12 protein-coding genes and 1 pseudogene are annotated in these 13,130 nt (G+C 68.7%); 10 read left to right on the top strand and 3 right to left on the bottom strand.

From position 1 onward, the window contains the following. Nucleotides 1-25 precede the first annotated feature (25 nt). Entirely contained in the window at nucleotides 26-1,081 is a 1,056-nt protein-coding gene (locus ADBZ6K_RS12265) for an acyl-CoA thioesterase (protein WP_526346928.1), read from the bottom strand. Between the two features lie 246 nt (nucleotides 1,082-1,327). Here ADBZ6K_RS12265 and ADBZ6K_RS12260 point away from each other — a divergent pair, with 246 nt between their 5' ends. From ADBZ6K_RS12260 to ADBZ6K_RS12235, 6 genes and pseudogenes are all read left to right on the top strand, one after another. Next, nucleotides 1,328-2,302 (top strand): o-succinylbenzoate synthase, encoded by a 975-nt coding sequence (locus ADBZ6K_RS12260; RefSeq protein WP_526346926.1) that lies wholly within the window; start codon nucleotides 1,328-1,330, stop codon nucleotides 2,300-2,302. Between the two features lie 99 nt (nucleotides 2,303-2,401). Next, complete coding sequence (locus tag ADBZ6K_RS12255) at nucleotides 2,402-3,370, top strand: GlxA family transcriptional regulator (RefSeq protein WP_526346924.1); 969 nt, start codon at nucleotides 2,402-2,404, stop codon at nucleotides 3,368-3,370. Between the two features lie 23 nt (nucleotides 3,371-3,393). Beyond that, nucleotides 3,394-4,047: pseudogene (locus tag ADBZ6K_RS12250) on the top strand (DJ-1/PfpI family protein); the annotation flags it as partial. Between the two features lie 77 nt (nucleotides 4,048-4,124). Then, the gene (locus ADBZ6K_RS12245; RefSeq protein WP_526346922.1) at nucleotides 4,125-4,913 is read left to right on the top strand and encodes an alpha/beta fold hydrolase; all 789 of its coding nucleotides are present in this window, start codon (nucleotides 4,125-4,127) and stop codon (nucleotides 4,911-4,913) included. Beyond that, complete coding sequence (gene menD / locus ADBZ6K_RS12240; protein ID WP_526346920.1) at nucleotides 4,910-6,562, top strand: 2-succinyl-5-enolpyruvyl-6-hydroxy-3-cyclohexene-1-carboxylic-acid synthase; 1,653 nt, start codon at nucleotides 4,910-4,912, stop codon at nucleotides 6,560-6,562. The genes ADBZ6K_RS12245 and menD overlap by 4 nt, the downstream gene beginning before the upstream one ends. 47 nt (nucleotides 6,563-6,609) lie before the next feature. Continuing rightward, nucleotides 6,610-7,173, top strand: coding sequence for a DUF3592 domain-containing protein (locus ADBZ6K_RS12235; RefSeq protein WP_526347232.1), 564 nt, complete (start codon nucleotides 6,610-6,612; stop codon nucleotides 7,171-7,173). A gap of 4 nt (nucleotides 7,174-7,177) precedes the next feature. Here ADBZ6K_RS12235 and ADBZ6K_RS12230 read toward each other — a convergent pair whose 3' ends face one another. Beyond that, nucleotides 7,178-7,852, bottom strand: a complete 675-nt coding sequence (locus tag ADBZ6K_RS12230; RefSeq protein ID WP_526346918.1) for a DsbA family protein — start codon at nucleotides 7,850-7,852, stop codon at nucleotides 7,178-7,180. A gap of 154 nt (nucleotides 7,853-8,006) precedes the next feature. On the opposite strand from ADBZ6K_RS12230, the gene ADBZ6K_RS12225 reads away from it, so the two are divergent. Genes ADBZ6K_RS12225 through ADBZ6K_RS12215 form a run of 3 tightly spaced genes read left to right on the top strand, consistent with a single transcriptional unit; the run spans nucleotide 8,007 to nucleotide 11,612 of the window. Continuing rightward, complete coding sequence (locus ADBZ6K_RS12225; protein WP_526346916.1) at nucleotides 8,007-9,395, top strand: M14 family metallopeptidase; 1,389 nt, start codon at nucleotides 8,007-8,009, stop codon at nucleotides 9,393-9,395. Then, nucleotides 9,395-10,738 carry a clostripain-related cysteine peptidase gene (locus ADBZ6K_RS12220; RefSeq protein ID WP_526346914.1) on the top strand — a complete coding sequence of 448 codons (1,344 nt, stop codon included), beginning with the start codon at nucleotides 9,395-9,397 and terminating at the stop codon, nucleotides 10,736-10,738. Before ADBZ6K_RS12225 ends, ADBZ6K_RS12220 begins: the two co-directional genes overlap by 1 nt. Nucleotides 10,739-10,754: 16 nt before the next feature. Continuing rightward, nucleotides 10,755-11,612 carry a DNA/RNA non-specific endonuclease gene (locus ADBZ6K_RS12215; RefSeq protein WP_526346912.1) on the top strand — a complete coding sequence of 286 codons (858 nt, stop codon included), beginning with the start codon at nucleotides 10,755-10,757 and terminating at the stop codon, nucleotides 11,610-11,612. A 7-nt stretch (nucleotides 11,613-11,619) separates the two neighbouring features. Here ADBZ6K_RS12215 and mymT read toward each other — a convergent pair whose 3' ends face one another. Then, nucleotides 11,620-11,769 carry a copper-binding metallothionein MymT gene (gene mymT / locus ADBZ6K_RS12210; protein WP_526346910.1) on the bottom strand — a complete coding sequence of 50 codons (150 nt, stop codon included), beginning with the start codon at nucleotides 11,767-11,769 and terminating at the stop codon, nucleotides 11,620-11,622. Nucleotides 11,770-11,994: 225 nt separating this feature from the next. Here mymT and ADBZ6K_RS12205 point away from each other — a divergent pair, with 225 nt between their 5' ends. After that, entirely contained in the window at nucleotides 11,995-13,122 is a 1,128-nt protein-coding gene (locus ADBZ6K_RS12205; RefSeq protein ID WP_526346907.1) for a glycosyltransferase family 4 protein, read from the top strand. Nucleotides 13,123-13,130: the final 8 nt, after the last annotated feature.

The raw sequence follows: 13,130 nt of genomic DNA, 5'->3' as shown, positions 1-13,130 counted from the left end.
TGTTGGTGTCGTTGGCGAACAATCGTTAGGCCGTTGCAGCAGAGGAAATGTCGCGATTGCTCCGAGATTGCCGACGGCGACTGTCGCGGTGGCCGAGTGTCGGCGCAGCCGCGGTGAGGGGTTCGGTGAACGGCCGCAGTGCGTCCAGCTGGCGAGCCCGCTCCTTGAGGTGGCGGTCCGCCTCGGAGGAGGGCTGCCATATCGGCACGGCTTCGGCGGCGCCGCCGGCGTCGAGTGACACCATGACGGCGACCCCGTGGGCCACCAGGCGCCGGCCGCCGCCCGCGTCGATGGTGACGCGGATGCCGGTGTGGACGCTGCGAGGCTCGGTATGGATGACCCGCGCCGTGATCTCGACCGCATCGCCGACGGCGATGGACCGATGAAAGCGAATTCCGGCGAGGTAGGACGTGATTGCCTGCGCGCGGGTCCAATCGGCCGCGCACACCCGCGCCGCCTCGTCCATCCACCGCATCACTCGGCCCGCGTGAACCCGACTGTTTACGTCGGCGTCGGCGGGGCCGACGAGGACGTGACGCGTGGCGCACGGCACGGAAGTCCCGGGGACGGTCGCTGTGTAGCAGTCATCGAAATCCATGGCGGCCTCGACCAGGGTGCGCATCCGGGTCCGGACCCGCGCTTGCCAATGGCGCTGCAGTTCGAGCATGGTGAGCGGAGTCCACGAGGGAGCCTCGACGGGATTGCCGCTTTCGTCGACGACGACGAAAACCATTGGGCACTGAGTGGTTTGCAGCGCCGCGCCGCCGGTTCGCAGGACGACCAGAACGTGGATGCTGGATCGGCCGGTGTGGACGACGGCGGCGTCCAGTTCGACGAAGTCGCCGACGCCGATGGGTCGGGTGAGGTGAAAGCCGCCGACCGAGGCGGCGACGCAGCGGTGTCCGCTCCATCGCGTTGCGGTGTCACAAGCGGCTGTGTCGATCCACTCCAGCAGCGTGCCGCCCTTTACGAACCCAAGCGGGCCGACATCCGTGGCGCCGACATGGAAGTGGCGGATTGTCCTGTTACTGTGAGCCTTTGGTGGATGGATCAGCTCGCTGTGCAGGACCGCGGTGGTCACGCTGTCCATGCTGCGTGATCCGATACCGGTCCCCAGTGGCGTTGACGGCATTTCTGCGACCCCCTTCGCATCCGACGTCAACCCATGATGTGACCGAAGCCACAGCGCGGGAAAGGGAGAACGGCACCGGCGCGGTGTTTCCTTTCATGATTCACAGATAAGGGTCATGATTCACAGATAAGGGTCGTGATTCACAGATGCGGGCACGTGCAGCCGGGTGCGGCGTTGCCACGGCACGGGTGCAGTATGGGACGAGTGAGGCCCGCACTCGATGACCTGCTCGACCGGCTGCACGTCGTCGCCCTGCCGATGCGGGTTCGCTTCCGCGGCATCGATGTTCGCGAGGTCGCATTGATCGAAGGGCCCGCCGGTTGGGGTGAGTTTGGTCCGTTCCTGGAGTACGGGCCTGCCGAGGCCGCGGTCTGGTTGGCGTCGGCGATCGAGGCGGCATACGCCGAGCCGCCGACACCGCACCGAGACCGGATCCCGATCAACGCCACCGTGCCCGCCGTGTCCGCCGCGCAGGTGCCCGAGGTGCTGGCCCGCTTTCCCGGTGCCCGCACCGCCAAGGTCAAGGTCGCCGAACCGGGGCAGACGCTGGACGACGACGTGGCGCGGGTCAACGCGGCGCGAGCGGTGGTGCCGACGGTGCGGGTCGACGCCAACGGAGGATGGACCGTGGCGCAGGCTGTCGCCGCGGCCCGGGCGCTGACCGCCGACGGGGCGCTGGAGTACCTCGAGCAGCCGTGCTCCACGGTGGCCGAACTCGCGGAGTTGAGGCGCCTGATCGATGTGCCCGTGGCCGCCGACGAGAGCATCCGTAAGGCCGACGATCCGCTGCGGGTGGTTGGCGCGAACGCCGCCGACGTCGCGGTGCTCAAGGTCGCCCCCCTCGGCGGGGTGGCGCGGACGCTGGAGATCGCCGCGCGGATCGGCCTTCCGGTGGTCGTGTCCAGCGCGCTGGATTCGGCGGTCGGGATCGCGCGCGGACTGCTGGCCGCGGGGTGCCTGCCCGACCTGCGTCACGCCTGCGGTTTGGGCACCGGCAGCCTGTTCGTCGAGGACGTCGCCGAACCGATCGCACCGGTGCACGGATGTCTGCCCGTCAGGTCGGTGACGCCCGATCCGGAACGGCTGGCGGCGCTGGAGGTATCCCGCCAACGCCGGCAGTGGTGGATCCATCGCACCACCGAGTGTGCGGCGGTGCTCTCCGCACAATGAAGACCGGCCGGAGCCCTGCCGGCTGGAGCCCTGCCGACGTCCTGATCTGTGGGCTCCATGGCGTAGACGCCATCACGACGGCCGCCGACACTGGAGTTCATGACGCGATCGGTGGTCATCCTCGGCTTCTCCGGGGTTCAGGCCCTCGACGTGGTCGGCCCCTTCGAGGTGTTCAGTGCCGCCACGCTGAGGTTGGCGGCGCAGGACCGCTACGACGACGGCTACACCGTCGGCATCGTCTCCGCCGGCGGCGCGCCGGTCACGACCGGCACCGGCCTGTCGTTCGTCGCTCGGCCGCTGACCGACACCGGCGAGCCCATCGACACGCTGGTGCTGCCCGGCGGCTGGGGAGTCGATGCGCTGCGTGCCGATGCCGACGTCATCGCGTGGATCCGCGCCGCGGCGGCCCGCGCCGACCGCGTCGTCAGCGTGTGCACCGGGGCGTTCCTGGCCGCGCAGGCCGGGCTGCTCGACGGTTGCACCGCCACCACGCACTGGGCGTTCGCGAAGACGCTGGCCGAGGAGTTCCCCTCGGTCCGGGTCGACGCCGATCCGATCTTCGTGCGCAGCTCCGAGCGGGTGTGGACGGCCGCCGGGGTCACCTCGGGCATCGACCTCGCGCTCTCGCTCGTCGAGGATGACCACGGAACCGGGCTGGCCCAGAGCGTGGCCCGATGGTTGGTGCTCTATCTGCGCAGGCCCGGTGGCCAGACCCAGTTCGCCGCGCCGGTGTGGGTGCCGCGCGCCAAGCGGGCGACCATCCGCGACGTGCAGGAGATCATCGAATCCCGCCCGGGAGCCGCCCACAGCGTCGCCGAACTCGCGCGGCGCGCCGCGTTGAGCCCACGCCACTTCACCCGGGTGTTCACCGACGAGGTCGGGGAGGCGCCCGGCGCCTACGTGGAACGGGTCCGCACCGAAGCCGCGCGCAGGCAGCTCGAGCAGACCGACGACACCGTCACCGCCATCGCCGCGCGGTGCGGCTTCGGCACGGCGGAAACGATGCGGCGCAACTTCGTTCGACGGCTGGGTGTTTCACCCGACCACTACCGCCGAACCTTCGCCTGACAACACGACAAGAGGAGACAGCCATGCCCCAGATCGCCATCGTCACCTACCCCGGCTACACCGCCCTTGACTTCATCGGCCCCTACGAGGTGCTGCGCAACCTGGCCGGCGCCGAGGTGCGGTTCGTCTGGCGTGAGGCGGGCCCCGTCACCGCCGATTCGGGCGTGCTGTCGATCGAAGCCACCCATTCATTGGAGGACACCCCTGCACCCGACATCATCGTGGTGCCCGGCGGGGGAGGCACGTTCGCGCACCTTGGCGACGAGGTCCTGCTGGACTGGCTGAGACGGGCGCACCGGACGGCCGAGTGGACCACCTCGGTGTGCTCCGGATCGCTGATCCTGGCGGCGGCGGGGCTGCTCACCGGTCGCCGCGCCACCTCGCACTGGGCCGCGTTGCCGTTCCTGGCGCAGTTCGGGGCGGTTCCGGTGGACGACGAGCGTGTCGTCGACTCGGGGGCGGAACCGAACCGGGTGGTCACCTGCGCCGGTGTCTCCGCGGGCATCGACCTGGCGATGTGGCTGGCCGGCCAGATCGCCGGCGACGACCGGGCCAGGGCGATTCAGCTGTTCCTCGAGTACGACCCGCAGCCGCCCTATGACTCCGGTCACATTTCCAAGGCATCCGAGGCCACCAAGGCAGGCGCGATCGAACTGTTGTCGGCGGATCCGGTGCGCTGACGAGGGCCAACCGCGGGGTGTGGGCGGGTCGGCGTGCCCGGGCACGCCGAAATGGCTCGATGTAGCGTCGTCGTGTGCATCTGGCCTACGACGAGCGCGGCACCGGGGAGCCGGTGCTGTTCATCGCCGGTCGCGGCGGGGCGGGCCGGACCTGGCATCTGAACCAGGTGCCGGAGTTCGTGCGCGCCGGCTACCGCGCGATCACCTTCGACAACCGAGGAATCGGCGCCACCGAGAACGCCGACGGCTTCGGGACGAAGCAGATGGTCGCCGACACCGCCGCCCTGATCGACAAACTCGGGATCGCGCCCGTGCGCATCGTCGCGGTGTCGATGGGGTCCTTCATCGCCCAGGAACTGATGCTGGCCCACCCCGAATTGGTCAGTCGCACCGTACTGATGGCGACCAGGGGCAGGCACGACGAGGCCCGGGCGTTCTTTCGCACCGCCGAACGCCAACTCTACGACTCGGGGATTCGGCTGCCCGCCAGCTACGACGCGAAAGTGCGGCTTATCGAGAGCTTCTCGCCACGGACGCTGAACGACGAACGCGCCGTGCGGGACTGGATCGCGATGTTCTCCATGTGGCCGACGAAGCCGACGCCGGGGCTGCGCTGCCAGCTGGACGTCGAGCCCGAGGGCAACCGGCTGCCCGCATACCGTGCCATCACCACCCCCACCCTGGTCATCGGATTCGCCGACGACATCGTGTTGCCCGCGCACCTGGGCCGCGAGGTCGCCGCCGCCCTGCCGAACGGTCGTTACCTGGAGATTCCCGACGCAGGCCACCTGGGCTTCATCGAGCAGCCGCAGGCCGTCAACGCCGCGGTGCTGGATTTCTTCGCCGATAGGCTGCAGGGGTGAACCCTTCGACGGCGCAGGCCCGCGTCGTCGTCGACGAACTGATTCGCGGCGGCGTTCGCGACGTGGTGCTGTGCCCGGGTTCGCGCAACGCGCCGCTGGCGTTCGCCCTCGACGACGCCGACCGCGCGGGCCGCATCAGGCTGCACGTGCGCATCGACGAGCGCACCGCCGGATACCTCGCGATCGGGCTGGCGGTCGCCGGGGGAGCCCCGGTGCCGATCGCGATGACGTCGGGCACCGCAGTGGCCAACCTGGGGCCGGCGGTGGTGGAGGCGAACTACGCGCGGGTCCCGTTGATCGTGCTGTCGGCCAACCGCCCCTACGAGCTGCTGGGCACCGGCGCCAACCAGACGTTCGAGCAGCTGGGTTATTTCGGCACCCAGGTGCGGGCGGTCATCAGCCTCGGCCTCGCCCCCGAGCTTCGCTCTGCCGCGCCCGGTGAGCTGGCCACCCTCAACGCCCAATGGCGTTCGGCGACATGCCGAGTATTGGTGGCCGCCAAGGGATCCCGCACCGCCAACGCAGGCCCCGTGCAGTTCGACATACCGCTGCGCGAACCCCTGGTGCCCGACCCGCAGCACGACCCCGCGGCATCGTATGCCCCGGAGGGGCGCCCGGGGGGCAGACCGTGGACCTACACGCCGGCGGTGACGTTCGACCAGCCCGTGGACATCGACCTGACCCCCGACACCGTCGTCATCGCCGGCCACGGCGCGGGTGTCCACCCGAACCTGGCCGCGCTGCCGACCGTCGCCGAGCCGACCGCTCCGCCCGCCGACAACCCGCTGCACCCGTTGGGGTTGCGGCTGCTGCGCCCCCAGCAGGTGATCATGTTGGGCCGGCCGACGCTGCACCGCCCGGTGTCGGCGCTGCTGGCCGATCCGTCGGTCCCGGTGTATGCGCTGACCACCGGCCCGCGCTGGCCCGACGTGTCGGGCAACTCGCTGGCCACCGGCACCCGCGCCGTCCTGACCGGGGCGCCGAGCCCGGCGTGGTTGCGCCGGTGTGCCGAGGCCAACAGCCACGCGATCGACGCCGTGCGCGGCCAACTCGATGCGCATCCGCTGACGACCGGGTTGCACGTAGCTGCCGCCGTGGCCGGCGCGCTGCGCCCCGGTGATCAGCTGGTGCTCGGTGCCTCCAACCCGGTTCGTGACGCCGCGCTGGTCGGCCTCGACAGCCACGGTGTCACGGTGCGCTCCAATCGCGGGGTGGCAGGCATCGACGGAACGGTGTCGACGGCCATCGGTGCGGCGCTAGCGCACGATCCGACGGGCGGGCGCACCGTCGCCCTGATCGGTGATCTGACGTTTGTGCACGACAGCTCCGGACTGCTGATCGGCCCCACGGAGCCCGCGCCGCGCAGCCTGACGATCGTCGTGTCCAACGACAACGGCGGCGGCATCTTCGAACTGCTCGAGCAGGGCGACCCGCGGTTCTCCGACGTGTCGTCGCGGATCTTCGGAACCCCGCACGACGTCGACGTCGGCGGGCTGTGCCGCGCGTATCACGTCGACAGCCGCCAGGTCGAGGTCGACCAGCTCCCCGCGGCGCTGGCCGAACCGTTCGACGGGATGCGGGTCCTGGAGGTGAAGGCCGACCGGTCGTCGTTGCGTGCGCTGCACGCGTCGATCAAGGCCGCGCTGTGAGCGTTGGGGTGCACTCGCGCACCGGGACCGTCCGGTCGCGGGCGCACATCCTCGTCGATGCGGCGCGGTCCTGGTTGAAAGCCTTGTGGAACAACCTGATCCCGCATCTGTACGGCGAGCCGGACGAGACCCGCACGGAGCGGATCCTGCGGCGGATCCGCATCGGCGTGGTCATTGCCGCGTGCATGGTGACGCTGCAGTCGGTGCTGCTGGTGGTCGGGGCGTGGCGCGACGACAGACAGATCGAACGCAACATGGGCGTGGCCGCCGCCGAGGTGCTCAGTGCGGGCCCGCGCCGGTCGACGATCGAGTTCGTCACGCCCGACCGGGTGACGTATCGGCCCGAACTGGGGGTGCTCTACCCGTCTGAACTGGATACCGGAATGCGGATCTACGTCGAGTACGACAAGAACGACCCCGACCTGGTGCGGGTGCAGGACCGCAATGCGGCGCTGGCGATCATTCCCGCCGGCTCGATCGCGGTGGTGGGTTGGCTGATCGCGGGCGGCGCGCTGATCCTGCTGGGGACGGTGCAGAAGCGCCTCGCCTCCAGGCAAATCGAGACTGCCGCCAGGCCGATCGAGACCACCTCCAGGCCTGTTGAGGAGTGACCCGCTACGCCGCGGACATCAACTTGGACAGCCAGTTGTCGTTGTAGATGTCGATCTTGTCGTTGTTATCGAGGTCGTAGACCGTCGGCGTGCCCGGATTCACCGGGTCGACATCGAGTAGATAACCGAAGTTCGTATCCGACATCTCCTGGACGTCCAGCGCCTTGTCGCCGGATTCGATCCTGTCGACCGTCGCATCGGCGATGCCGCTTTTGGTTGCCATGTCGGCGATTTCGGCGTCGGTCGGCCCGTCGTCGACCCCGTGGTGTGCCCACAGGTCTTCGACGAACGTCTGGAAGACCGCGGCTGACGTATCCGGTCCGGCCGCCAGGAAGAGGGCGTTGCTCACCCGTGCCGAATGGTCATTGGTGGCCGTGTCCAGGAAGACCACCGGGCGATAGGTCAGGGCCAGCAGGCCCAGGCTGAGGTAGCTGCCGATCGCTTTACCGAAATCGGCCTGCAGATCGGCACAGTGGCTGCACTGCGGTTCGGTGAACAGCTCGATGTGCACCGGTGCCGCCGGATCGCCGACGATGATGCCGAACCCGTCGTCGGTGACCGCGGTACCGGGTGTGCGCGGATCGGGCAGCGCGGAGCCCCGGACCTGACGCGTGCACCCGGCGGTGAGTGTCAGGAGCGCGACCATCAGCGCCGCCACCAGCACCCGAGCCACCCGCATACCAACACCCTACGTCCGCACCGTGCGGTGCTCGTCGCCGATCGCGCGGCACCTGCGGGGGCGGGTGCCGTGATTCGAGTATGCCGATACTCGTGTCCGATTCCGTCCACGCGCGCACGATGTGAGCTGCGGTGACACGCGGGAGGGTGGGTCCATGCAGCGAGTCAACATCATCGGGGCGGGTAAACGTGCCATGGCCGACCTCGCAGGCATCGAGGGTGTGCAGATCGTGCGGCAGACACTTCGTGAACTCGGCGACGGCCGCTACCGGGTGCAAGCCTTCGGCGAGCCTGCCGTCTTCGACCGCCTGACGCGGGCCGGTTTTGAGGTCGACCATGTCGAAGACGTGCCGACCGCGCCGCCGCCCGCGCAGGTTCCCCGCTCCGCGCGGCCCGGTGAGCCCCCGCCGTCCGGACAGGCCCCTGGCGGTTACCTGTCGGTGGCCGAGGTCGAGGCACGCATCGACGAGCTCGCCGCCAAGCACCGCGCCGCCGCCGCAGTCATCGAGCTTCCGCACCGAACCTGGGAAGGCCGGGTGTGCAAGGCCATTCGGATCGGCCGCCGCGACGCCGAGGTGCCGGGGATCCTGTTGATCGGCGGTGTGCACGCCAGGGAGTGGGGCAGCCCGGACATCCTGATCTCATTCGCCGACCGGCTGCTGACCGCGTGGCAGGCCGGAAAGGGCATCGCGATCGGCAACCGGCGGTTCCGCGCGCCCGGCATTCAGCGGCTCGTCGACTCGGCGGCGATCTACATTTTCCCGCAGGTCAATCCGGACGGCAGGAACCACAGCTTCGCCGTCGACCCGAACTGGCGCAAGAACCGCCGACCCGCGCCTGCCGACCGCGACGGCGACGAGAGTTGCATCGGCGTCGACGTGAACCGCAACTTCGACTTCCTGTGGGACTTCACCACCGCGTTCGCCCCGTCCGCGCCGATCTCGTGTTCGACGCGGCCCTGTGATCCCGAGGTCTACGTCGGACCCGGTGCGGAATCCGAACCCGAGACCCGCAACGTCGTCTGGCTGCTCGACCGGCACCCCGAGATCGGTTACTTCGTCGACGTCCACAGCTACGGCGAGCTGATCATGTACAGCTGGGGTGACGACGAGAACCAGGCAGGCGACGCGTCGATGTCGTTCGCCAACAAGGCTTTCGACGGTACGCGCGGTGTCTTCGACGACGCCTATCGGGAGTATCTGCTCGAGGGCGACCACGCGTTGATGCTCCGCCTTGGCGCCGCGATGCAACAGGGCATCGCCGCGGCACGCGGGCGTTGCTACGCGGTGCAGCAGTCGGCCAACCTGTATCCGACGGCGGGGACGTCCGACGATTACACCTACAGCAGGCACATCACCGATCCGGCGCTGCCCAAAGTGCTTGCGTTCACCGTGGAATGGGGATCTGAGGACAACCCGACCCCGTTCCATCCGCCATACCCGGAAATGAAGAAGGTCATCGCCGAGATGACGAGCGGCTTGCTCGCGTTCTGCGGCGAGGCGGTGCAGATCAGCACCGCACGGTCACTACAGGAGGTGTCATGATGGCACGCGCCAGGAGGTCGGCGATCGCCGAGTGGAACATCTTGGTGTTCCTCAACGCCAAGAACAATCTGGAACCCTTCTCGTTCAAGAACTTCGACCAGATGGCCAAGGTGGGCAGCACCGGTGCGGTCAACATCCTTGTCGAATTCGGCCGTCCCCAGCGGCATTACAGCACCAAGTATGGCGCGTGGTCCAAGACGCTGCGGTTCCGCGTCGAGAAGGGGATGAAACCCACCGAGGCCGTCGCCCTGGCCGATCTCGGCGCGACCAACATGGGCGACGGTGCGGCACTTGGCGATTTCGTCACCTGGGCCAGGGACGCCTACCCGGCCAAACGCACCATGCTGGCGATCTGGGATCACGGGCAGGGCTGGCGACGCAAGCAGATCCTGCGGATGCCCCTGGACCGGCGTGACCTCACCCGCATCGCCCGCAGCCGGGAGGCGGCCCGCGGCCGGCTGGACGGCCAACTGGGCAGCCTGGAGCCGATCCCCGACGACACCCGGTTGCACGGGGCCGTCCGCTACGTGTCACACGACGAGGACACCGGCGACAAGCTCTACAACCGCGAAATCCAGGACACCCTGCTGGGTTTGGTGGCCGACGGCAAGATCGACGTGATCGGCTTCGACGCCTGCCTGATGTCGATGCTGGAAACCGCGTATGCGCTGCGCGACAGCGGTTCGGTGATGGTCGGCAGTGAGGAGCTCGAACCCGGCGACGGTTGGAGCTACGACAATTTCCTACAGCCTCTGGTCGCCGATCCGGCCGGCACCGATGCCGCGGGCCTCGGATCGCTGATGGTGTCGGGCTATCGCAAGTACTACGGCGATCGCGACGCCACCACGCTGTCGGCGATCGACCTGTCCAAGACAACCGCGTTGGCCGATGCGGTCTCGAAGTTCGCCGATGCCGCCGCCAAGAGCCTCAAGCACGGGCCGGGCGGGAGTGAAGGGCAGACGCAGCTGCCGGTACTGACCAAGGCGCGCAACGCGTGCGAGAACTACGCGCCGGGTTATGGGTTGAACTCGATCGACCTCGGCCGGTTCCTCGATCAGGTGGCCAACGCCCGCGGTGTCGACAGCGCGCTGGCCAAGACGGCGACCGCAGCCAGGACGACACTCACCGACATGGTGATCGACAACTACGCGTCGATCTCGCGGCAGGGTGCATTCGGCTCGGAGGGGCTGGCGATCTACTTCCCGAAGACACAGCTGGAGTTCGACAACGACGCCGACCACGGCGCCTACAAACCAGGAAACACCTTCTACCCGGTCGAATTCGTGGACAAGGAGAAGTGGTCGAACTTCTTGTTGGCGTACCTGGGTCTGACGGCCCGCTGAGATAAGGAGACAGGCGATGACAACAGAAACTGCTGGCGCCGTGCTGGCCGGGCGCGCCGGCTACGACGCAGACTTCGTCGGGCAGCGCGTCGAGGTGCCGGTGTGTACGGAAATCGATGATTGTGTGGCCGTCGATGGTTCACCCGTCGTGAAATACACCCGATTCTCGTTGGCACTCAGCAGGAGTCGTCAGCTGTGTCGCTGGGTGGCCTGGAACATCGACGGAGCGGCCCTGCCGAGACCCGATGACCCGAACCCGATCGGGCGGGACGACCTCGAGTTCGCCCTCGATCCTCGCATCGACGCCAAGCTGCAGACCGGCAACAACGTGTACAAGCGCAACCGACTCGATCGCGGCCACATCGCCCGCCGGGCGGACCTGTTGTGGGGTGAGCGTGCCGAGGCGGTCAAGGCGAACGCCGACTCCTTCTTCCTCACCAACATCACACCGCAAATGGACAACTTCAATCAGTCCGCCCTCAAGGGGGTGTGGGGACGGCTGGAGAACGCGCTGCTCGGCAGCGTCGACGGCGACGACTCGCGCGTCAGCGTGATGGCCGGTCCCGTCCTGGCCGAAACCGATCCGCCGTATCGGACGGTCCACGTGCCCATCGAATTCTGGAAGCTGCTGATCTACCGGATCGGCGACGAACTGCGGACCCGCGGGTTCATCGTCACGCAGTCACTCGACGGCTTGCAGCGGCGCGATCCGTTCGCCGAGTTCGTGGTCATGGAGAAGACGGTGGAGGATATCGCCACCAAGGCCAAGGTGGTGTTCGACGCGAGCCTGAGTGAGGCGCAGTTCCGCGGCCGCACCACGCCCCGCGATCTTCGCCCGGACGTGATCTCCGACACCGCCCAGATCGAGTGGTGAGCGTCGGTCACGCCTCGACGGGAACCATCTCCGCGCCGCAGCTACACCGGTAGGCGTCGCCCGCTTCGGCGCAATGGCATTCCTCCTCCACCCGGACTCGGCATCCGCAGTTCTCGTGACTGCAGGTCAGGACCGTCCCCTGCGGGTAGTTCGTCATCGATCCACCTCGTTCCCATGGGTACCGCGGCGGGACACCGGTGAGCGCCGGGACGGCTGCTCACCCGGCATGGCCGTCACTGCTATCACAGCACCGGCCGGCGGGGCGGGGACGGTAATCGGCGAGTTCGCGCCGGGGCCGTTGCAGTCGAGGGTGTTCGTGACCTTCGCGTGTCGTATTCCTGTCCGCAACCTGGTGGACAGCCGCCGATGTGAGCATCGTGGCGTGCGTGTCGCGATCGTCGCCGAGTCGTTTCTCCCGAACGTCAACGGTGTCACCAACTCGGTTCTGCGGGTGATGGAGCATCTGCGGCGCGCCGGGCACGAGGTGCTGGTCATCGCCCCGGACATGCCGCGCGGCGAGCCACGTGCGGGCCGGGTTCACGACGGGGTGCGCGTGCACCGCGTCCCGTCGCGGATGTTCCCGAAGGTCACGTCGTTGCCGCTGGGTGTCCCGCGGCCCCGGATGGTCGGGGTGTTGCGCGGATTCGCCCCCGACGTGGTGCACCTGGCGTCGCCCGCCCTGCTCGGGTACGGCGGGCTGCACGCCGCCCGGCACCTCGGCGTGCCGACCGTGGCGGTGTTCCAGACCGACGTCGCTGGTTTCGCGCAGAGCTACGGTGTCGGCATCGCGTCGCGTGCGGCGTGGGCGTGGACCCGTCACCTGCACAGCCGCGCCGACCGCACACTGGCACCGTCGACCTCGGCGATGGAAAACCTTGCCGCGCACGGAATTCCGCGGGTCCATCACTGGGCGCGCGGTGTTGACATCACCGGCTTCGCGCCGTCGGCCGGTGACCCCGAACTGCGCGCGCGGTGGTCACCGGGAGGCAAACCGATCGTCGGGTTCGTCGGCAGGCTGGCGCCGGAGAAGCACGTGGAGCGCCTGGCGGTGTTGGCCGGCCGCGCCGATCTGCAGCTGGTCATCGTGGGGGATGGGGTCGATCGTGCGAAGCTGCGGGCGGCGCTGCCGTCGGCGGTCTTCACCGGTGCGCTCTACGGCGCCGAACTCGCCGCCGCCTACGCGAGCATGGATGTCTTCGTGCATCCCGGGGAACACGAGACGTTCTGCCAGACGGTGCAGGAGGCGATGGCGTCGGGTCTGCCCGTGATCGCGCCGGATGCAGGCGGACCGCGGGACCTGGTCGTTCCCTACCGCACCGGGCTGCTGCTGCCGGTCGACGAATTCGAAGCCCGGCTCGGCACGTCGGTCGACCACCTGATCGGTGAGCGGCGGCGCTACTCACCCGCCGCGCGCCGCAGCGTCCTCGGCCGCACCTGGCCCGCGATCTGCAATGAGCTGCTCGGCCACTACGAGGCCGTGCTCGGCCAGCGCCTCTCCCGCGCCGCCTGACGGGGGGA

This window comes from Mycobacterium sp. (assembly GCF_044223235.1).
Taxonomy (GTDB): domain Bacteria; phylum Actinomycetota; class Actinomycetes; order Mycobacteriales; family Mycobacteriaceae; genus Mycobacterium.
This window is presented reverse-complemented; position numbering and strand designations above follow the sequence as displayed.

Coding starts and splice junctions, on each gene's coding strand:
- ADBZ6K_RS12260 (WP_526346926.1), top strand. CDS start 1,328: ATGGGACGAGTGAGGCCCGCACTCGATGACCTGCTCGACCGGCTGCAC.
- ADBZ6K_RS12220 (WP_526346914.1), top strand. CDS start 9,395: ATGGCACGCGCCAGGAGGTCGGCGATCGCCGAGTGGAACATCTTGGTG.
- ADBZ6K_RS12215 (WP_526346912.1), top strand. CDS start 10,755: ATGACAACAGAAACTGCTGGCGCCGTGCTGGCCGGGCGCGCCGGCTAC.
- mymT (WP_526346910.1), bottom strand. CDS start 11,769: ATGACGAACTACCCGCAGGGGACGGTCCTGACCTGCAGTCACGAGAAC.
- ADBZ6K_RS12230 (WP_526346918.1), bottom strand. CDS start 7,852: ATGCGGGTGGCTCGGGTGCTGGTGGCGGCGCTGATGGTCGCGCTCCTG.
- ADBZ6K_RS12255 (WP_526346924.1), top strand. CDS start 2,402: ATGACGCGATCGGTGGTCATCCTCGGCTTCTCCGGGGTTCAGGCCCTC.
- ADBZ6K_RS12225 (WP_526346916.1), top strand. CDS start 8,007: ATGCAGCGAGTCAACATCATCGGGGCGGGTAAACGTGCCATGGCCGAC.